This is a genomic window from Vibrio chemaguriensis, from assembly GCF_012275705.1.
In the GTDB taxonomy this organism is placed as follows: Bacteria; Pseudomonadota; Gammaproteobacteria; order Enterobacterales; family Vibrionaceae; genus Vibrio; species Vibrio diabolicus.
Genome location: NZ_SHOE01000002.1, coordinates 309,892 through 330,361 on the forward strand (window position 1 = coordinate 309,892; position 20,470 = coordinate 330,361).

The 20,470-nt window shown below is 44.7% G+C and carries 20 protein-coding genes; 11 read left to right on the forward strand and 9 right to left on the reverse strand.

Features of this window, described 5'->3' with window-relative positions; translation table 11 throughout:
• The first annotated feature begins 67 nt into the window (after positions 1-67).
• From EX191_RS03685 to EX191_RS03695, 3 genes are all read left to right on the forward strand, one after another.
• The gene (locus tag EX191_RS03685) at positions 68-1,291 is read left to right on the forward strand and encodes an MFS transporter (RefSeq protein ID WP_193447158.1); all 1,224 of its coding nucleotides are present in this window, start codon (positions 68-70) and stop codon (positions 1,289-1,291) included.
• An 89-nt stretch (positions 1,292-1,380) separates the two neighbouring features.
• On the forward strand, positions 1,381-1,953 hold the full coding sequence (locus tag EX191_RS03690) for a DUF1415 domain-containing protein (RefSeq protein ID WP_012841901.1): 573 nt from the start codon (positions 1,381-1,383) through the stop codon (positions 1,951-1,953).
• A 110-nt stretch (positions 1,954-2,063) separates the two neighbouring features.
• A complete protein-coding gene (locus tag EX191_RS03695; RefSeq protein ID WP_193447159.1) occupies positions 2,064-2,639 on the forward strand; it encodes a nucleoside triphosphate pyrophosphohydrolase family protein in 576 nt (191 codons plus the stop codon).
• A 68-nt stretch (positions 2,640-2,707) separates the two neighbouring features.
• Here the strand turns inward: EX191_RS03695 and btuD are convergent, their stop codons facing one another.
• From btuD to cobT, 8 genes are all read right to left on the reverse strand, one after another.
• Complete coding sequence (btuD, locus tag EX191_RS03700) at positions 2,708-3,475, reverse strand: vitamin B12 ABC transporter ATP-binding protein BtuD (protein ID WP_193447160.1); 768 nt, start codon at positions 3,473-3,475, stop codon at positions 2,708-2,710.
• Positions 3,462-4,457 (reverse strand): vitamin B12 ABC transporter permease BtuC, encoded by a 996-nt coding sequence (btuC, locus tag EX191_RS03705; protein WP_047008668.1) that lies wholly within the window; start codon positions 4,455-4,457, stop codon positions 3,462-3,464. Before btuC ends, btuD begins: the two co-directional genes overlap by 14 nt.
• An 82-nt stretch (positions 4,458-4,539) precedes the next feature.
• Entirely contained in the window at positions 4,540-5,568 is a 1,029-nt protein-coding gene (locus EX191_RS03710) for a succinylglutamate desuccinylase (RefSeq protein WP_005377878.1), read from the reverse strand.
• Between the two features lie 274 nt (positions 5,569-5,842).
• On the reverse strand, positions 5,843-7,639 hold the full coding sequence (locus tag EX191_RS03715) for a M3 family oligoendopeptidase (RefSeq protein ID WP_193447161.1): 1,797 nt from the start codon (positions 7,637-7,639) through the stop codon (positions 5,843-5,845).
• A gap of 128 nt (positions 7,640-7,767) precedes the next feature.
• A complete protein-coding gene (cobC, locus tag EX191_RS03720; protein ID WP_193447162.1) occupies positions 7,768-8,382 on the reverse strand; it encodes an alpha-ribazole phosphatase in 615 nt (204 codons plus the stop codon).
• Between the two features lie 11 nt (positions 8,383-8,393).
• The gene (cobU, locus tag EX191_RS03725; protein WP_005397778.1) at positions 8,394-8,927 is read right to left on the reverse strand and encodes a bifunctional adenosylcobinamide kinase/adenosylcobinamide-phosphate guanylyltransferase; all 534 of its coding nucleotides are present in this window, start codon (positions 8,925-8,927) and stop codon (positions 8,394-8,396) included.
• Positions 8,924-9,730 (reverse strand): adenosylcobinamide-GDP ribazoletransferase, encoded by an 807-nt coding sequence (locus EX191_RS03730; RefSeq protein ID WP_193447163.1) that lies wholly within the window; start codon positions 9,728-9,730, stop codon positions 8,924-8,926. Before EX191_RS03730 ends, cobU begins: the two co-directional genes overlap by 4 nt.
• Positions 9,730-10,773: a nicotinate-nucleotide--dimethylbenzimidazole phosphoribosyltransferase gene (cobT, locus tag EX191_RS03735; RefSeq protein ID WP_193447164.1), complete on the reverse strand. Its 1,044-nt coding sequence runs from the start codon at positions 10,771-10,773 to the stop codon at positions 9,730-9,732. Before cobT ends, EX191_RS03730 begins: the two co-directional genes overlap by 1 nt.
• Positions 10,774-11,020: 247 nt before the next feature.
• On the opposite strand from cobT, the gene EX191_RS03740 reads away from it, so the two are divergent.
• The 7 genes from EX191_RS03740 to purT all read left to right on the forward strand — a co-directional run bounded on the left by EX191_RS03740 (position 11,021) and on the right by purT (position 18,623).
• Positions 11,021-11,710 (forward strand): NAD(P)H-binding protein, encoded by a 690-nt coding sequence (locus EX191_RS03740; RefSeq protein ID WP_193447165.1) that lies wholly within the window; start codon positions 11,021-11,023, stop codon positions 11,708-11,710.
• 200 nt (positions 11,711-11,910) lie between these two features.
• The gene (locus tag EX191_RS03745) at positions 11,911-13,284 is read left to right on the forward strand and encodes an L-cystine transporter (RefSeq protein ID WP_054867346.1); all 1,374 of its coding nucleotides are present in this window, start codon (positions 11,911-11,913) and stop codon (positions 13,282-13,284) included.
• Positions 13,285-13,440: 156 nt separating this feature from the next.
• Positions 13,441-14,862 carry an exodeoxyribonuclease I gene (gene sbcB / locus EX191_RS03750; RefSeq protein ID WP_085343178.1) on the forward strand — a complete coding sequence of 474 codons (1,422 nt, stop codon included), beginning with the start codon at positions 13,441-13,443 and terminating at the stop codon, positions 14,860-14,862.
• A gap of 55 nt (positions 14,863-14,917) precedes the next feature.
• Positions 14,918-15,292: a CidA/LrgA family protein gene (locus tag EX191_RS03755; RefSeq protein WP_005397786.1), complete on the forward strand. Its 375-nt coding sequence runs from the start codon at positions 14,918-14,920 to the stop codon at positions 15,290-15,292.
• A 1-nt stretch (position 15,293) separates the two neighbouring features.
• Positions 15,294-15,971 (forward strand): LrgB family protein, encoded by a 678-nt coding sequence (locus EX191_RS03760; protein WP_193447166.1) that lies wholly within the window; start codon positions 15,294-15,296, stop codon positions 15,969-15,971.
• Between the two features lie 443 nt (positions 15,972-16,414).
• Positions 16,415-17,302: a cytidine deaminase gene (cdd, locus tag EX191_RS03765; RefSeq protein ID WP_005397788.1), complete on the forward strand. Its 888-nt coding sequence runs from the start codon at positions 16,415-16,417 to the stop codon at positions 17,300-17,302.
• Positions 17,303-17,447: 145 nt separating this feature from the next.
• Entirely contained in the window at positions 17,448-18,623 is a 1,176-nt protein-coding gene (purT, locus tag EX191_RS03770; RefSeq protein WP_193447167.1) for a formate-dependent phosphoribosylglycinamide formyltransferase, read from the forward strand.
• A 71-nt stretch (positions 18,624-18,694) separates the two neighbouring features.
• Here the strand turns inward: purT and EX191_RS03775 are convergent, their stop codons facing one another.
• Positions 18,695-19,345 carry a thiopurine S-methyltransferase gene (locus EX191_RS03775; RefSeq protein WP_193447168.1) on the reverse strand — a complete coding sequence of 217 codons (651 nt, stop codon included), beginning with the start codon at positions 19,343-19,345 and terminating at the stop codon, positions 18,695-18,697.
• A 316-nt stretch (positions 19,346-19,661) separates the two neighbouring features.
• On the opposite strand from EX191_RS03775, the gene EX191_RS03780 reads away from it, so the two are divergent.
• Positions 19,662-20,441 carry a RelA/SpoT domain-containing protein gene (locus EX191_RS03780; RefSeq protein WP_006741655.1) on the forward strand — a complete coding sequence of 260 codons (780 nt, stop codon included), beginning with the start codon at positions 19,662-19,664 and terminating at the stop codon, positions 20,439-20,441.
• Positions 20,442-20,470: the final 29 nt, after the last annotated feature.

Sequence of the window (20,470 nt, forward strand, 5' to 3'; positions counted from 1 at the left end):
TTTTTAATTTACAACGAACTGATAGATTGATCACAGTCTCTCCATTTGTTCACATTAGGCAGGATTCATGGTCAGTTTTGGCACACCGGAATACAAACGCATTACGCTCTCGCTAGCGCTTGGTTCCTTCTTGGTTTTTTCAAATTTATACCTACTACAGCCAATGCTGCCCACTTTTGCCCAAATTTTCACGATCTCAGAAACACAAGTGAACTGGCTATTTGCGGCCTCAACACTCGCTCTCTCTTTTAGCCTCGTTCCAATGGCTGTGTTATCAGAGTCAGTGGGACGAAAGCCAGTCATGATGGCCGGTCTGTTTTCGATTCCTACCCTTTCCGCTTTGATGCTGTTTGGTGACTCATTCCTGTTTTTGGTGGTATGTCGAGCACTGATCGGTGTCGCGCTCGCAGCTTTTGCGGCGGTCGCCGTGGCTTACATGGCAGAAGAGCTCGACAAGCACGCTTTCTCGATGGCAATTGGAACGTACATTGCGGCTAACTCATTAGGCGGTATTGCAGGGCGTATTAGCGGCGGCTTATTGGCGGACAATTTCAGTGTTGATGTCGCCATTGAAGTTATGATGGTATTCACTCTTCTTGGTGTCATTGGCGTTCACTATTTATTGCCAACACAGCGCAACTTCACCCCGTCATCAAGTAGTTTGCGCCATCAAAATCGTGCGCTTATTGGTCATTTTAAAAACCAACGCGTGTGGTTCGCGATGCTGATTGGAGGACTCAACTTTGCGTTGTTCGTCAACCTTTACTCCGTCATGGGTTTCCGTCTGGTGAGTGAACCTCACAATGTGCCCGTCGGGTTGGCCTCATTGATCTTTATTTGTTACTTGGGAGGGACTTTCTCCTCTCGTTGTGCAGGTCACTGGAGTAAACGTTATTCCTCAATCCTCGGTATGTTCTTGGGCGCGATAGTGAGCATGACGGGGATGTGGATTGCGGCGGTTGAAAGCTTGACTGCAATGCTATTTGGGTTGTTGCTGATAAGTTTTGGTGCCTTCTTTACTCATACCCTCGCCTACGGTTGGGTCGGTCAGAACGCCACTCGCGCCAAAGCCACCGCGACAGCGCTCTACTTAGTACACTACTACGTAGGCGGTAGCTTAGGAGGATTCTTACTTCTTTATTGTTGGCAGCATGGTGGTTGGTCGAGTGTTCTTATGGGGGGAAGCGCAGTCTACCTAGCGATGTTTGCTGCGATTGCGTATTTGAAACACATTGCCGAAAGAAAGCATACTGACCAAACTCCTGACGCAGCGAGTTTAAAGAGTACCTAAGGTACGCTCATTTGCGTAATACCTCTCTGATTACTTGGATAACCAACTCTGCTATGCTTGCGCTACTTTAATAAAAACCAGAAAGTCGTATGTCAACGCATTCAACACAAAACACAGATATCGAAGCGATCACTCAACAGGTCGATCAATGGCTCAACGATGTGGTAATCGGGCTCAACCTTTGTCCGTTTGCTGCCAAACCGCAACGTAATAAACAAATCAAAATTTTTGTTAGTGAAGCGACTCAAGAAGAAGCGCTTCTTGAAGATATTTTATTGCAGCTGATTGAGCTGAGTAACACAGAACCCGAACAGCTTGAGACAACGTTGGTTGTGGTTCCCAACATGCTACAAGATTTCTGGGACTACAACTTTTGCATAGATTGGGTTGAAGGATTAATTAAGCAGCAGAACTGGGAAGGTATTTTCCAAGTAGCGACTTTCCATCCTGATTACTGTTTTGGCGGCGCAAGGCCTGAAGACGACGAAAACCTAACCAATCGTTCTCCTTACCCAATCTTCCATTTGATTCGCGAAGAGAGTATGGAAAAGGTACTAAAACACTATCCTGACCCTGAATCCATTCCCGATTCAAACATCGCTCGTGTTTCCGCCCTTTCAGAGGAAGAACGTAAAAAGCTGTTCCCTTACCTATTTCGTTAAGCACAACCATTCCCCAAAGGCAGATTTATCACCAGTTAGATGCAATGCCCTTGGGGTTCAAAGTGCGGTTTGATATCATTGCCGCTTCAATCGATTCAATGGAAATTAGAATGCAACTGTCAAAGCTAACCCAAGAGATTTTTGATCACTTATACCGTGATATCACCGAGTTCCGTTGTACGTTCGACTTACCAGTCGCAGACGCTGCAAGCCTTGATGCGCAAGCAGACACACTACACACCTCTTTGGCGATCGAAGAGCTAACAGAGCTAGCAGAAGCAGATTGTAAAACTGAGCAAGCAGATGCCATCGTAGACAGCGTGTATGTATTAATGGGCCGTCTCGTTCATCTTGGCCACAGCAGAGTAGAAGACAACCTAGCGATCAGCTACTTAATTGATCTTCTATTAAACGTTGCAGTAAACCGTGGTATTGAATTTATTCCTTGCTGGGATGAAGTGCACTCAAGCAACATGAGCAAAGTATGCCGTAACGAGCAAGAGTACTCAGAAACAGAGGCATTCTACGCGGAACAAGGCATCAAGTTGATGGCGGTGCAGAAAGGTGAATACATTATCGCGAAATGCGCCGAAGATTTCGTATCGGAAGGTAAAACCATTCGTAAAGGCAAAGTACTCAAATCTGTTTACTACCGCCCAGCAGATCTAAAACCGCTGACTCAGTAAACGTTGAGTTTGGCTATTTCGATTAAAAAAACGACCTCAAGTAGGTCGTTTTTTATTGTCCCTAAATACTAATCAAAGATTAAATAAGGTTGCTCATCTACGATGACCTTTTTGACTTGAGTATTGAATACTTCCCCGAGGGCTTCTTCCGTTAGCACTGTATCGGCACTTCCTGATGAGTGCAGCACACCGTTGTTAAGCAGCAATACTTTATCTGCGTGCTTTAATGTGCGGTTGAGATCGTGATTAGCAACCAATACTCCAATTCCCTGCGCCGCCATAGCGTTAATCAATTGATAGAGCAGCCCCTCTTGCGCAATATCTAATGGTGCTGCTGGCTCATCCAAAATTAAAAACTGCGAAAAAGGATTAATGGTACGCCACACCTGCAAACATACACCTGCTAATCGGACACGTTGCCACTCACCGCCGGATAATGTTTGAATACTGCGATGAAGCTTATCTTGCAGCTGTACCAGCTCCACCACCATATTGACGGCATCACGCACTTTGATATCCGCAATCTCAGCGCCACTCGGCAGAGATAGGGCGAGATACTGAAAAACATCGACATTAAATGCAGGGCGTGATTGCTGACACAAATAACCTCGAACATGAGCTTGCTCTGACAACGGTAAAGTAAGCAAGTTTTTGTCGCCAACGTACACTTCACCACTCATACCCTCTCGGTGGCTTAACGTACCAGAAATCGCAGCCAATAAAGTACTCTTGCCGGAACCATTAGGCCCAACGACATGTACGATTTCGCCTGCTTTGCATTCAAAAGAAAGAGGCAATAATCGACTACCAACCGACATATGTTTAACGTGCATCATGACTCTTCACCAGCATCCAGATGAAAATAGGTGCGCCAATCGATGTTGTCATGACACCTAAAGGTAGCTCAGCGGAGTCCAATAATAGCCTTGCGCCGATATCCGCAAATACAAGTAACGCAGCGCCAGATATTGCAGAAAGTGGCAATAAATAACGGTTTTCTGTACCAAAAGCCAAACGCAACAAGTGCGGTACCACCAAGCCAACAAAGCTGATGATGCCACCCAAAGCGACTGAACTCCCCACCAAAACAGAAATGGCGAGGATCAGTTTCCAACGCATTTGATGTACATCGACTCCCAATTGGGTCGCATGAATCTCACCCAGCATCAATTTATCAAGCGACTTGCCTTTACAACACAACCAGATAAGCACCGGCAGCATCACCAAGGTAACGGTATGTTGATACCAACTTGCACCACCAATGCTGCCCATTAACCAATACATCAGTTGGCGTAGGCTAAGATCATCACTGAAGTAAAATGCCCACGTCACAATCGCGCTCGATAAAATACCCAATGCGACACCAACCAAAAGCAATCGAGCCGTCGTCAGATGCATTGCCCTTGCTATCGCCACCAAAACAAACGTGAATACCATCGAGCCTGCAATCGCTGCCAACATAAAAACAATCGGGGTGGGAAGAACAGGTGACGCGAACATGATTAAGACCATTGCTAAGCTTGCACCACCTGATATACCAAGCACGCCGGGTTCAGCCAAAACGTTCCCAAGCAACACTTGTAACGTCGCGCCAGATACCGCTAACGCAGCACCAATAATTGCCGCAGACACCAACCTCGGTAAACGTAAGTCCACCAGTAGCTTATGTTCAAATGCAGATAAAGATTGAAAAGGAGAAAGGAAAATTTCTCCGACCATCAAGTGGATGGCAGAGAGTACAGCGAGCACGACCGACATAACCATCAGGTTACGTTGCCAGCGTCGTTCCTTGTTCAGGATAAGTTGTTGAAAATCCATAGCGGCCGATAAAAACAAACGAGGCTTAACCTTACAGTTAAGCCTCGGTAAATTGCAATTAACTTCTCAAAGCAATGTTGGATTAATCGTAAACCAACTCGCCCTCTTCAAAACGGGTTTTCACTTCACAAACCATCAGAGCTGCACGTTGACCTATTGCGACGTGGCGGTTCGGGAAGACAATCGCTTCGTTTTCATTCTTCGCCATTAATGGTTTGTCGCCATCATGACCAAACACTTCGCCGTGAACAAATGAAGTGAAGTTTTCAACATTGTCGTCGAACATAAAGTCAAAATCTTCGTTCAAGCGAACGATTGTGCGACTTACTCGATATTTAATGCATGGTTTTGGTAGGTGTTCTGGCTTCGTTTCCGCAATCAAATTACGTAAAGACAAATCAAACGCAGTCAATTTATCGAGGTCATTTTCACCAATACGAGCCACACGACCAAGCTCCATTGTCAGAGCCTGCGCACCAAAGTTCTCGGCACTGTACCAGCTAAACGTACTCGATGGTGAGTTTGACAAGAGCACAGCTTCAATGTGTGCACTGTCCAAGAAATCGATTAATGCCTTGCTTCGCACAGGATGACGAGTCTTAGGACTTACTGCAAACGTATAGTGCTTCGAACCTCTAATCGCGCAGTGTAAATCAAGGTGCCAGCGTGTTGTCGGGTCGGTATCCTGATAGAAATCGCGAACGAGCAACTTTAGCGTATCAGCGATGACAAGCTCTTTTGTCTGCTTGTGTTCTTTTTCGTCAAAAAGACGGTTGAGGTTTTCTTCAAGGAATCGCGTGTGCGCCAGAGTGGATTCTGGATGAGCGATAATGAATAGACAACGGGTATCGACCGTCTGGAACCCAGATTCTATGTCTTGAATAATGGAATCCACCAGCTCCATCGGTGCGGTTTCATCTCCGTGAACCCCACAAGAGATGATGATGTTCTTCGTATCCTGAGTATAATTCGCAGGGATTACTTCTAATACACCACGCTGATAGAGTTTAAGTTTTACACCGTTAGAAAGCACCTGCTCCGCTGGTGCAACATCGATATGAACATCTAACGTGTCAGTTAAAAACGATTGGCGAAAGAGAGACTTCGTCATGCGTTACTCCTTAATAGCACGGCGGGTATGTTAATAAATTGTACAAAGGATTTTTGTTGCTGCGATCTCACTTATGAGTAGAAATCACTATTTCCCTCGAAAATCCGATACCTTTTCGCGCCAGGCACTCAAATCAAGCATTGAGGCGTTTAATTTTTAAACAATTACAAAGTGTTAGGGCTGTGAACTTTACCACAGCCCTGATTAAGATCATTATGATTTGATCAAATTTTTGTAGCTATAAAGCAGATTATGCATCAACAATGCGAAAAACTTAGCCGCGCTGTGCGAGCAAACGCTCAAACTCATCGACTTTTTCACGCACTAGCTCAACGCTCTGCTGCCAAAACGTTGGTTGGGTTAAATCCATCGACAGGTGCTTTTCGACAACATCTTCCGCCATCATGCAGCCGGTATCGCGCAGCAAATTGATGTAATCGGTGTAAAACGCTTCGCCTTTGGTTTCTCGCTGTGCATAAATACCCTTGCTGAATAAGAAACCAAACAGGTATGGGTAGTTATAAAAACTCACACTATCGATAGAAAAGTGCAGCTTGCTTGCCCAGAAGTACGGATCCGGCTCGCTCATTACGTCGCCATACCATTCTTTCCAAGTTTCAGACATCAACTCACAGAATTCATCTGCGGTAAACTCTCCATCCTGGCGGCGTTCATAGAACGATTTCTCAAACTCATAGCGGACCGGAATGTTGATCATTAAAGCTAGCGCAGATGACAACTCTTCCCACAACATCTCTAGCTTTTCATCGACGCTCTCCGCTTTCGAAATCAAATGATCACGAACGATGTTTTCTGCAAAAATAGAGGCGGTTTCTGCTAACGTCATTGGGTAGTAAGTTTGGCAAAGTGGCAAATCACGAATAACCCAGTTATGGAACGCATGGCCAAGTTCATGTGCCAGAGTCATAAGGTCTGAGCGACTGCCACTCCAAGTCATAAACACAAGTGGTGTTCGCGTTGCTGGCAGTTTGGTGCAGTATGCGCCAAGACGCTTGTTAGCATTTGGCGCGGCATCAATCCAACCATTTTGTACCATCAAACGGACAAATTCCGACATCTCAGGGTTTACTGTTTCAAATGCTTCACAAATAACATCAATCGCTTCATCAAAGTCGTAAACCTTCGCTTCACCGCTCAAAGCAGGCATAGCCGCCAGATGATTCCAAGGTTTCATCTCATCCAGACCATGTACTTGCGCCATCAATAAACCCGCTTTCTGACCAATAGCTCGACTGTCTTTGGCTACTGTCATCATCGCATTTAAAGTTTCAGCTTGGATTCGGCTACCATGCAAACTCGGCTCGAGGAAGTGAACTTCACGCTTCGTCGAACGCTTTTTGTTTTCAGTTAAACGCCATCCTGCTAACGCATTCAAAATTGCAGCGAATGATTCTTGGTGCGTTTGCATTGCATCTTGTACGCCTCGCCAAGCGGCTTCTTGACGCTCGAATTCAGAACCATAAAGAATGCTTGCCGCTTGAGAAAACCCAAGCACTTCACTCTTACCATCTGCATACTCAAGCTTCACTTTCAATGAGCCAGTCAGGTTATCGTATAGGTTACCCCAAGCCGATTTACCATCCACACTCATCGCAGCAAGTAACTGTTCTTCGGCGTTACTAAGACGAGTATCCGCCAGCTTTCTGGAGTTCAAGATAGAAAATGCTTGCCCACTGATATCAGGATTCTCATGATCTAACACGCGCAAGATAAACTCTTCGTCGGCATGCGTTAGTGTCAAATCAAAGGGACTGAACGCTTGAGAAAGCTCCGAAAAGATACGGGTCATTTTACCAAGTAACGATTTCGCTTCGGCGTTTGTTGCATCAACAGAAGCATAACAACTCGCAAAATTTGCAACTGTGCCCGCTAAACGACTCGCGGCTTCATTGGTCAAAATCGCATTTTGCATGATCTCTACGTTGCCGCAATCTGCTGATTGTTTATTCAAAAGATCAATACATTGTTCAACAAGAGCAATATCGTCTTGAATTCGTGGGTCAGAAAGGTCGTTATAAACGATGGACAAATCCCAACTCGGCGTTGTCATTTCTATATTTCCTTTTTATGTAACTGAGTCAATTTTCGCTTCCTGCACCTAGCAGATGGGCTTCCACTGACATCTTCCGTGACTATGCCCATAAGCAGTATCGCTTTGGGCATTTTAATATTTATAAATTAACGAGTTAAAAGAGGTACGCCAATCGAACGCACCGAGGCGTAAATTTGCTCATCTATGGTAATTGTTATATGCGTGACAGAAGCGTTTCCTATCGACAACGTCGAATACCACTTGGGGTTACGCCAATCTAACTCCAATACATGAGCAAGAATCATACGAATGACGCCACCATGCGTGACGATAAGTAGATTGTCATTGATATTGTTGATGATTTGAGACCAAACGCGACATATGCGCTCAGAAAATGTGCTTAAGCTCTCAGCGTTCGGCAACGTATGTTGTGCTGGCGATTGCCAAAAAGCATCTAGCTTTTTCCACTGCTCAGTGAGCATATCAAAAGGCATACCATCAAAATCACCAAATGCCATCTCTTGTAAAGATTCATCCGTCATTACTGGTAATAATTGCTGTTCAGCAATTATATTTGCCAGTTCTTGACAACGTGAAAGAGGAGAACAAATCACTCCACCCACACCTCGTCCACTCTCGATCCAAGCCCGAGCAATGCTTTCTTGGTCAGCAGGCGTAACTTTTACATCTGTTTGGCCATGGAGTCCTGGTGGAGCATCTACTTTTCCATGACGCACAAGATAGATATTGAGTGTTTTCATTTTGTTCCATCCTACTCTTTAAGAACCAACGGCAAACCAGCAGCAACAAAGGTAACACGATGGCAAACACTGGCTAGTTTTTGATTCATCCGTCCTGCATTATCCACAAAGTAACGACTAACCGCCCCCAAAGGCACAATACCCATTCCAACCTCGTTAGAGACGAATATTAACGTCGCATCTGAGCCACGTACCACCTGTATAAGCTTTTCAATTTCTGCTTCTAGCTTCTCATTGGAACATTCATCACCTAACTCAAATATCCAATTATTGAGCCACAAGGTTAAACAATCGACCAGTACAACATCGGTGTTAGCGAAATTTGTCAGTAACTCAGATAAATGAAGGGGGCATTCATGCTCTTGCCACTCGCCCCCTCGTTGCTTTTGATGATGCGCTATTCGCTCTCGCATTTCTTGGTCAAATGGCAGCGCGGTTGCAACATAATGTAATGAGTGTTGAGAAGTGGTCGATAATTGCTTGGCTGTTTTTTCCGCCAAATGCGACTTCCCAGAGCGCGCGCCACCGAGTATCAATTGCTTCATGAGATGTGATAAAACCCAATCATAGTGAGATAAACAAGCAGTTCCGCTAGCTGCTGCGCTGCGCCAAGACAATCCCCCGTAAAGCCGCCAATTCGCTTGGTTAACCAACGTTTGAACATCAAACGAAATACCACGAGAACAAGCGATATAAAGATCGCCTGCGTGATACCAAGCACAAGCAATGTTATGCCACCAGTAAACAACAAGATGGAGACTTCTAAAGAAGACTGGCTATTTGCCAGCGGTTTACTTTTCGACGTATCACTGTCACTGACATAAGGCATGTCATAAATAAGCGTCGCGGCTAGTGCTCGGCTTGCGGTATAAGCGACGACAATGACCAACCAAAACTGCGGCAAGTTAGCCAGTTCACTCCAAAAAACATACTTAGCCAATAACGCCATAATGAGAGTGGCTGCACCATAAGTGCCAATGCGGCTGTCCTTCATAATAGAGAGGCGTCGCTCTACGGTCATGCCACCGCCAATGCCATCCGCCATATCAGTCAAGCCGTCTTCGTGAAATGCCCCTGTTAACAATAAGCTAAACACCATCGTTAATACTACGGCAACCGATTCTGGGAAAAGAATTGAGGTGAGCGAAAATACCAGAGCACAAAGCGCTCCAAGCACGAGACCAACTAACGCGAAATAACGTCCGGCCTGATTCATGCGTTCTTCACTGTATGGCAACGCTTGGGGTACGGGTAAGCGACTAAAAAAACTGATAGCTAATAGAAACAACTCCCACTGGTATCTTAACGATGATGGCGTGACGTTCTCAGAATTATCAGGGACTGACACTATACTGTAACTCCTGCACTCTCAAAGCTCGCCATCTTGTTGTAAAACTGGGCAGCAGCTTTTAACAAGGGTAAGGCAAGAGCGGCTCCGGTTCCCTCCCCTAATCGTAAACCAAGATCGAGTAGAGGTTCTGCTTTTAGGTACTCTAATACAAACTTATGTCCATTTTCTTCGGAGCGGTGGGCAAACAACATGTATTCGCGTGCTTCTTCGTCTAGCAACGTTGCAATATACGCAGCAACCGATACGATAAATCCATCCACTAAAACTGGGGTTTTAAGCCGCTTGGCTTCTAAAAATGCGCCCACCATTTGTACGATTTCAAAGCCTCCAACCTGTGCGAGAATCGCTTTAGTATCAAGACCTCGACATCGGTTCACGCCCTGTGCCACTAGTTTATATTTACGGCTCAACTGCTGTTGATTGATTCCTGTACCGACACCAACACAATAATCAATATCTAATGAACTCAGCGCCGATAACAGTGCGGAAGCCGAACTGGTGTTACCAATGCCCATCTCACCGAACATCAATAGATTTGAGCCAGACAAAATGGTTTGCTCAGCAATCTTCGCACCATACTCTAAACCTAGCGCCACTTGTTCTGGGGACATCGCTGATTGTTTAGAAAAATTAGCCGTACCGTTACCCAACCGTTGTTCAACCAAGTTTGGATGAAACTTAAATTCTGGAACCAGCACATCAATAGGTGCCAACATGCCGCAATCTATTACTTTGAGTTGGATGCCATTGATGTCGCAAAAGCAGTTGATGGCTGCGCCGCCGGCGAGAAAGTTAGCCACCATTTGCTGAGTGACTTCGCTTGGCGCAATGCTTACGCCCTCCTCTGCAACGCCGTGATCTCCAGCAAATACCAGCATGCTCGGTTTACAGATAGCGATGGAATCAACTGGCTGAGGTTTATCCTGACTTTGAATAAGAGCTAGCTGTAGTGCCACCTTTTCCAATAAGCCTAAAGAACCGACGGGTTTGGTTTTGTTATCTATGCGCGCTTGTATCTCCACTGCAAAAGAGTCATCCATTTTTTACGTTCCTTTGATGTTGTCTGGGTGAGAGGTGTTACATTGATTAAGAAATCTTGCTCAGCCCCAGTTTTGAGCGTCCACTATTGTATACCCTTGCATCCGCTTGGGGCAGCGCTAATCAGATTTCTGTTAGGAAAGTCTACTGAGTTCGCAGAGCGTCTCACCTTTCGAGCATTCGATTATAAGTAACTCCTTGAAATCCGCTACAATAGCTTAGGCTATATTCCCAGATAGGAGAAAGGACATGGATAACAACACCTGCGCCATCATCGCTGGGGCAACTGGCTTAGTCGGCTCAAAAGTCATTACAAACCTAATAAATCAATCAGGTGTTGGTACCTTATATTATCTTTCTCGCCGCCCACTCGATGGCGTCATAGATGCGGACAATAAGCTTGTTCCTCTCATTGATGCCGACCTCTCTATCCACCAATGGGATGATAACCAACCAACACCGACCATCGGCTTTATCTGTTTAGGCACAACCCTTAAGCAAGCAGGCAGTAAGGATAATTTACGTAGAGTAGATGTTGATCTGGTGTGTAAAGTCGCCCAACAGATGAAAACGATCGGAGTCAAACGCCTTGCGGTTGTTTCTAGCCTTGGTGCAAATAGTAAATCGCCATCCCATTATTTAGCCTGTAAAGGACAAATGGAACAACGAATCGAAGCTATGGGTTTTGAGGAAATCGTGTTTGTTCGCCCAGGCCCGCTTGTTGGTCAACGTCAAAGCCCAAGAACGGACGAGAAGTTAGTGCAAACTCTGTTTAAGGTAATTCGCCCATTCATGCTTGGCAAACTGTCCAACTTTTTACCTATTCGAGCGGAAGATGTCGCCAAAGCGATGATTTATCAACTTTTCAGTTATCAAGAAGACTCGGTGGTTTACTTACAAAGGCAAGAAATGCGTGACTTACTGCATCACTACGAATAACCATTTTGTACATTTAACGTGCTAATTCACACTCTCACGCGACTTAGATCTCGTTTTTATATTCATTTTAGATCTAGCTAATACCCGTTTGTCATTTTTAAAGTTATATCGCGAGCGTTATCTTACGCCCCATAAACAAATCCGTATAAAACCCCGTATAAAAAACAACCGCCATTTCGGCAGGTTGATAAGGTCAGATTATGAATTTTGCAGTGATAGCCTCTCTAGCCGTCTTTGTTGGCATATTGTTCTTTCTATTTAACCAACAACAAAAGAAACACACACTCTCTCGTCTCGTTTTAATCGGTCTTGTTACTGGTTCTCTTTTTGGTCTTGCTTTGCAACTCATTCACGGTGAAGGCAACAGCGCAATTGCTCAAACACTTGAATGGGTAGGCATTGTAGGCAGTGGCTACGTTGGTCTACTGAAAATGGTCATCATGCCACTAGTATTGGTATCGATGATCTCTGCAGTTGTTAAATTGGAGAAAGGTGGATCATTAGGTAAAATATCTGGCCTGACCATCTCTGTTCTTCTAGTAACGACTGCAATTGCTGCACTTATCGGTATCTTGGTGACAACAACCTTTGGCCTGTCAGCAGAAGGTTTAACTGAAGGCGCTCGTGAAACCGCTCGTATCGCCGTTTTAGAAAGCCGTGCTGGTACAGTAAGTGACCTGACTATTCCTCAAATGCTAGTTAGCTTCATTCCAACCAACCCATTTGCTGATCTAACAGGTGCTCGCTCGACCTCAATTATCGCTGTCGTTATCTTCGGTGTATTAACCGGTATCGCCGCTCGCAAAGTGATGATGGAAAAAGCAGAGTTAGAATCACCGATTCGTACTTTCGTAGAAGCAGCTCAGTCAATCGTTATGCGATTAGTGAAGATGATCATGGCGTTAACGCCATACGGCATCGCAGCACTGATGGCAAAAGTGGTAGCAACATCAAGCGCAGGCGACATCCTAAACCTACTTGGCTTTATTGTGGCGTCTTATGTTGCTATCGCTCTGATGTTTGTTGTTCACGGCGTATTAGTCTCGTTTGTCGGCGTTAGCCCTGCGGAATACTTTAAGAAAATCTGGCCTGTACTGACCTTCGCGTTTACATCTCGTAGCTCAGCAGCAACGATCCCACTAAACGTAGAAGCGCAAATCACCAAGCTTAACGTTCCACCAGCGATTGCAAACCTATCAGCATCGTTTGGTGCCACTATCGGCCAAAACGGATGTGCAGGTATCTATCCTGCAATGCTGGCAGTGATGGTAGCTCCGACAATGGGCATCAACCCACTGGATCTGCACTTTATCCTGTCATTGATTGCGATTATCACTATCAGCTCATTTGGTATTGCTGGAGTCGGCGGAGGTGCAACGTTTGCAGCATTGATTGTTCTCCCTGCAATGGGCTTACCTGTCACCATCGCGGCGCTACTTATCTCTATTGAACCATTGATTGACATGGCACGTACCGCACTGAACGTTTCAGGATCAATGACTGCGGGTACGATTGCTAGCCGAGTGCTGAAGTCACCAGAAAGCGAAACAGCATTGGAAGAAACACGAGCGTAAAGCTCAAACTACTTCCCAAGCAATAAAACGTAAAATATCAAGCCGATGGTTCGCCATCGGCTTTTTCATTTTCAAAAATTCAACTTGCATCTTTCGTTGCTAGTCAAGGCGTTGAATGGTCTAATACTGTTATCGGTTTTGTAAACGGTAAGCAGAATGCACCAAGATAATCAGCCCACTTTTTTCTTCTTTGATTATGAGACATGGGGAACAAACCCCGCGAAAGATCGCCCAAGCCAGTTCGCTGGTGTTCGTACAGATGAAAACTTCAATATCATCGGCGAGCCTTTAGTCATGTACTGTCAACCACCGGCTGATTATCTTCCGTCTCCTGAAGCTGCGCTTATTACTGGTATTACTCCGCAAAAAACGGTTCAAGAAGGCCTTTCTGAGCCTGAGTTTATCGCTAAGATTCACGCTGAACTCGCGAAACCAAATACCACCAGTTTAGGCTACAACAGCATTCGCTTTGATGACGAAGTGACACGTTATACTTGTTATCGCAACTTTATCGATCCATACGCATGGAGTTGGCAAAACGGTAACTCGCGTTGGGATTTACTCGATGTATTACGCGCGTGCCATGCCCTTCGCCCAGAAGGCGTAGAGTGGCCAGAAAACGAAGATGGCTTCACTAGTTTTAAATTAGAGCACTTGTCTGTTGCTAACGGCATAGAACATAGTAACGCGCACGATGCGATGGCAGACGTGGTTGCGACTATCGAAATGGCAAAGAAAGTAAAAGCAGCGCAACCAAAATTGTTTGACTACTTCTTTTCTATGCGCCAAAAGCGTAAGCTCAATGAATTAGTCGACATCGTCAACATGACGCCGTTGATGCACGTTTCAGGCATGCTAGGGCGCGAATGCCAGTACACTAGCTGGATTGTGCCTGTTGCTTGGCATCCAACCAATAACAACGCTGTTATCACCATCGATTTAGCGAAAGACCCTCAACCTATTCTTGAGCTATCCGCAGAAGAGCTACACGAAAGACTCTACACTAAGCGAGAAGATCTTGGTGACTTGCTACCAGTACCAGTTAAGTTGGTTCATTTAAACAAATGCCCTATTCTCGCCCCTGCAAAAACGTTAACGGCTGAAAATGCGGAGTCTATTGGCATTGATCGCCAGCAATGTCTCGCTAATCTCGCTTTGTTGCGCCAACATCCTGAAATTAGAGAAAAGCTGATTAGCCTCTTTTCAGTCGAGCGTAAATTCGATAAAAGTGATGACGTCGATACACAACTTTACGACGGGTTCTTTTCTCCGGCCGATCGCGCAGCCATGGATATCATTCGAGAAACCGACCCGAATAATCTTGCCGCATTGGACATTGAATTTGATGACAAGCGCATTAAACCTCTATTGTTCCGCTATCGTGCGCGTAACTTCCCAGGCACATTAGACGAGCAAGAACAGAGACGCTGGGCATTACACTGTCGAGAAGTGTTTGAAAGCCAAATTGAAGAGTACATGCTGAATTTAGAAAACTTAGTTCACGAACATGAAAGTGACGAAAAGAAGATTGCGATATTAAAATCCGTGTACCGTTATGTAGAGAGCTTAGCTTCTTAACTCCTCCCAATACAAGCGCACCTTATGGTGTGCTTGTTGTTTATATACTGTCAAAATGATTAAAGAACGATTCTTACAACTGATCCAACTGCTCATTTCAATCTTCCTCATTATGGGGGCGCTTGGCATCGGAATTACCATTCAAAAGTTCACTGGCGTTTCCGTCCCAGGAAGTGTCATCGGTATGCTGGTACTGTTTTTCTCCATGACTCTTGGGCTTGTAAAGGTCGATTGGGTCAAACCGGGCGCCACGCTATTTATCCGCTACATGATTTTGTTGTTCGTTCCTATTAGCGTGGGATTAATGCAACATTTCGATATGCTACTCGCTAATGCCCTCCCTATCATTGCTAGCGCAGTTGGAGGCTCACTCATTGTACTAGTCAGCCTCGCTTGGCTGCTGGACTACTTGCTAAAGGAGAAGCACTGATATGTGGTTAGTTGTTACTATTGCGGTTTTTCTTGTCGCGCGCCAAATCGCAATCAAAGTGAATAATCCTCTAGCAAATCCTTTGCTGATCAGTATTGCAGTGCTCATTCCTTTGCTTACTTACTTAAATGTACCGTTTGAAACGTATTATGCGGATAACAACGGGATCAGTTTTTTACTTCAACCAGCCGTAGTTGCTCTGGCTTACCCGCTATATGAACAACTACCACAGATTAAAGCAAACTGGCGAATCATCACTTTTGCTTGCACAGTAGGCAGTGTGATGTCGATGATGACAACCACCTTGATCGCAGTCGCTTTCAAAGCGGATATCAGTTTAATCGCAAGTCTAGTGGGTAAATCCGTCACTACGCCAATAGCAATGGAAATTTCGAGTCACCTCGGTGGTGAAGCTGCCGTTGCGGCGATCTTGGTTCTGATTGTTGGTTTATTGGGCGCGATTTTGGCATACCCAATTTACAACTTAATTGGAATTAAACACCCGATTGCACGTGGCCTAACAATGGGTACCGTGTCTCATGCCTTAGGCACCGCGACATGTGCAGAGAAACAGCCCATTGATGCCGCGTTCTCATCACTTGCATTGGTTTTATGCGGCATCATCACTTCTATTTTGGCTCCAAGCTTTTTTGCTTTAGCTGTCTGGCTATATCAATAGTTAAGCGCTCTCGGTCTGCCCTCCTTCCGGCAGGCCGTAGCCTTCCCGTTTCTTCCTTATCCCTTCCAAAATTCTGTATTACCTCATCTAACAACCCGTTCTAGTAAGATCGTTAAGGTACTCTGACGAGATACACACTAATAACTTCAACATTCAGTGCAATATTACTGACTCAACGTTGCTTAGATATCTAGGAATAACGTTGTGTGGACATGTAGGCATCGTAATTAACATATCCCAGCGTCTTGGTCATATGAATATATACTGATATGGTTAATTGTGAGACGGAGATAACGCTTCACGTCAGTGCAATCGAATACATGTGTGAGCTCACTCTAATTATGTAACAGAATTATCAATTGCATTATTTATCGTGATCTAACGCACGGAACATTTCTATCCTTCACATAGAATAACTGTCCATGCAATAACAAGGATTCAACATGAAAAGTCGCATTGAACAGGCGCTAGCAGGCGCTCCAGAAGCACTTTCCAAACAACTTGCTCCTATCATCCAAGCTGATGATTTTGATGCTACGCTTTCAGTTCAACAGTTTGAGCAGTTGCTTTCAGCTACCGGTCTATCAGATAAAGAGCTTCGTGTTGCTCTACTTCCTTTTGCCGCAGCATATTCCTATGCTCCTCTTTCTGAATTTTATGTCGGTGCTATCGTTCGTGGTCTCTCAGGTCGCCTTTACTTCGGTGCCAACATGGAATTCTTTGGTGTTCAGTTAGGTCAAACAGTTCACGCTGAGCAGTCTGCAATTAGCCACGCTTGGATGAAAGGTGAACGTGGTATTAAAGATATCACTATTAACTTCAGCCCATGTGGTCACTGCCGTCAGTTCATGAACGAGTTATCTACCGCAAACGAGCTTAAAATCCAGCTACCAGAACGCGAAGAAAAGTCGCTGCATGAATACCTACCTGAAGCCTTTGGACCAAACGATCTCGGTATCGAATCCGGCTTAATGGCAGAAGTAAAGCATCAGTTCTCATGCGATGATGAAGACACTCTAATTCAAAGCGCTGTTGAAGCGATGAACATGAGCCACTCACCATATACCAACAACCTGAGTGGCTTAGCATTAGAAATGGCTAGCGGCCGTGTATTCCAAGGTGCTTATGCGGAAAATGCGGCGTTTAACCCTAGCTTGCCGCCGTTACAAGTTGCGTTGATACAAGTACTACTTGCGGGTGAAACTTTTGACAATATCAAAGCCGCTGCTCTGGTAGAAAACTCAGAAGGCAAGATCAGTCATTTGGCTGATACGCAATCAACGTTAGAAGCGTTGAATCCAGATATTCCACTTAGTTTTGTCAACGTATAAGCGACAATTTCAGTATAAAAAGCTCTACGGCATGTAGAGCTTTTTTATTGCCTAAAAACCAAAAGCAAACGTTTGCTTTGTCATGAAACTTCAGTATGATCTCCTGCAATTTCTGTCTCACCACTCTATTTTGTAAGGGAACACTATGTTTGGCACTGCAACCAGCGCAAATGCTACCCGTGTATTACTTTTAGGCTCTGGCGAACTCGGTAAAGAAGTCGCAATTGAATGTCAGAGACTTGGTTTAGAAGTGATTGCTTGTGATCGCTATGCTAATGCTCCAGCGATGCAAGTTGCTCACCGTAGTTACGTCATCGATATGTTAGATGGAAGCGCCTTAGAAGAAGTTATTACAAAGGAACAACCTACTTACGTCGTACCTGAAATCGAAGCTATCGCAACCGACAAACTGGTAGAGCTTGAAGAAAAAGGGCTGAATGTTGTTCCAACCGCTAAGGCAACCAAGCTAACAATGAATCGTGAAGGTATCCGACGTTTGGCTGCAGAAGAACTAGAACTGACGACATCACCTTATCGTTTTGCAGATACTTTTGAAGACTTCAAAGCCGCGGTTGAGCATGTAGGCATCCCGTGCGTAGTAAAGCCAGTTATGAGTTCTTCAGGTAAAGGGCAAAGTGTCATCAAGACCGAAGACGACGTAGCAAAAGCATGGGATTACGCACAGGAAGGCGGACGTACGGGTGCAGGTCGCGTGATCGTGGAAGGTTTTATCGACTTCGAATACGAAATCACTTTATTGACCGTAAGAGCCGTTGACGGTGTTCACTTCTGTGCTCCAATTGGCCATCGTCAAGAAGATGGCGACTACCGCGAATCATGGCAACCACAAGCCATGTCAGAAAACGCAGTAAAAGCAGCAGAATACACGGCAGAGAAAGTAGTCAACGCACTCGGTGGCTACGGCATCTTTGGTGTAGAGTTATTTGTTAAAGGCGATAAGGTCATTTTCAATGAGGTCTCTCCTCGCCCGCACGATACAGGCATGGTCACTATGATTTCTCAGGAAATGTCAGAGTTTGCTCTCCACGTACGTGCATTTACCGGAATGCCGATTAATAATATCGTACAATATGGTCCATCTGCGTCGGCCGTTATTCTTGGTCAAGGGACTTCTACAAACATTCGCTTTGACAACCTAACCAAAGCCTTAGCTCAACCTCAAACGCAAGTTCGTCTATTCGGCAAGCCAGAAATCGATGGTCGCCGTCGTTTAGGTGTTGTCCTTACGCGACGAAAAACCACCGAAGAAGCCGTTCAAGATGCTGTTGAAAGTGCTTCAAAAGTTAATATCACTTATTAAATACGAACCACTTATACAAAAATAGCGCAGCTCAAATTGCTGCGCTATTTCGTTTTACAAACCAAAAAAACCTATTCACTCTCGATTAGGTACACTTCTTCAGAGAAGCGACTTAAGCCTTTTTTCGCAATTTTAGGATGGTTTTCATCAGCTTCATCTACGTTCAAACTGGTAACTTTGTAACCTGAAAATAACTGCTCAATCTCTTCGACTGGCACACTAAATGGAGGCCCTGCCATCTCTTCTTGAGGATAGTTGAGTGTAACAAGCAAAATACGACCGCCTGGATTCAAAAGTTGCTTGAGACGCTCTACATACTCCTCTCGCATATCTTGCGGTAAAGCAACCAACGCGGCGCGATCATAAATGATATCGGCTTGAGATACTGGTGCAGTGAAAAAGTCCCCAGTATAAATAGAGAGCTCATCAAATTGATAAAGCTCGTGCATACCATTAACAGGCGTCACGGTTGGCGTATAAAAATGTTCAGCAAAAAAGGCACGAACAGCGATATGGCTCAGCTCAACACCTTCAACTGAATCATGCTTCATCGCTAACCAAATCAAGTCTTCTGACTTTCCACACAAAGGCACTAACACTTTGTCTTCACGCTTTGGGTTTGTGTGTTGCCAATATGCAGGTAATAGCGGGTTTACATCTTCCAAGTGAAATCCGATTTGATTACTGGCCCATTTATTATGCCAAAACTCTTGGTCTCTCATTTTACTTTCTACTTGTCGGCTGATTTTCATTTTGAGAAGTAAGACTAACGATTTTTTTCAATTTGTCTATGCCGTTCATCTTTGGTTAATACAGCGGTGGTAGGATGTAAACGTTCTTATAGGAACCACGCCTTTATCTGATAAACAGAATAAAGAAAAGAGAAATGGTGATCTAACGCACGATTCCACTTCAAGACAAAACTGAAACCTTGGAATCTTTCGTAATGACCCCATTAATAAGTTAGTACCTGATTTGCCGAACTTAGCGACCTTTATGTTCCCTATTTTCTAAGTACAAGCAAGTTAAGGAGAGTGAATGAGCTTATTTCTTCGTACTACAGCATTGATGCTTTTGGTACTTAGCCGTGCACCGGCATTTGCCGCACTTCCAATTACCCCAGCGCCGAGTGGCGATCAAAATCGTTCAACAAGTCAAAACGAAGTTTGTTCGAAACTCTTTAAACATAGCCTTAGCGGCTTGTATGGTATTCAGTCAATCGACGCAACTCCAACTCAGCCATACACTGACTTCGACATTCTTTATAGCAAAGCTCACCAAGCACAATTTGAGCTTGAAACTATCTGTAAAAGTACCGCACTTCTTAATGATGCTCAGCCATACTTCGCAGGCGTAAAGTCCAAACAACGAGCAGAAGAAAAAATAGCTTTGGAGTTAGATGGAAAAGTCGAACGCATTACTGACCTAGCCCGTGCCACAATTGTTGCTGAAGACGTCGCGAGCTTAGTCTCCATTTATGAAACCTTAGAGCGTGAAACAACAATTGTTAAAGTAAAAAATCGCTTCAAAAAACCTGGTCCTTCAGGCTATAGAGACTTGAACTTACTCGTTCGTTTACCAAAGACAAATCTGGTTGCCGAAGTTCAACTACACTTAAAAGCCATCGCAGATGTGAAAAGCGGTCCTGAACACGACCTATACGAAAAAATCCAGAAACTAGAACGCCAAGCGATGATGGAGAAACGCGAACTAAGCGAACTAGAACTCGCTTCTATTCGCAACATGCGTGCACAGTCTAAAAACTTGTACCAACAAGCATGGCAACCATACTTAACAACGCACCTAGAAGCAGCGTAATCCATATCATTAAGATATACTCAAAAACA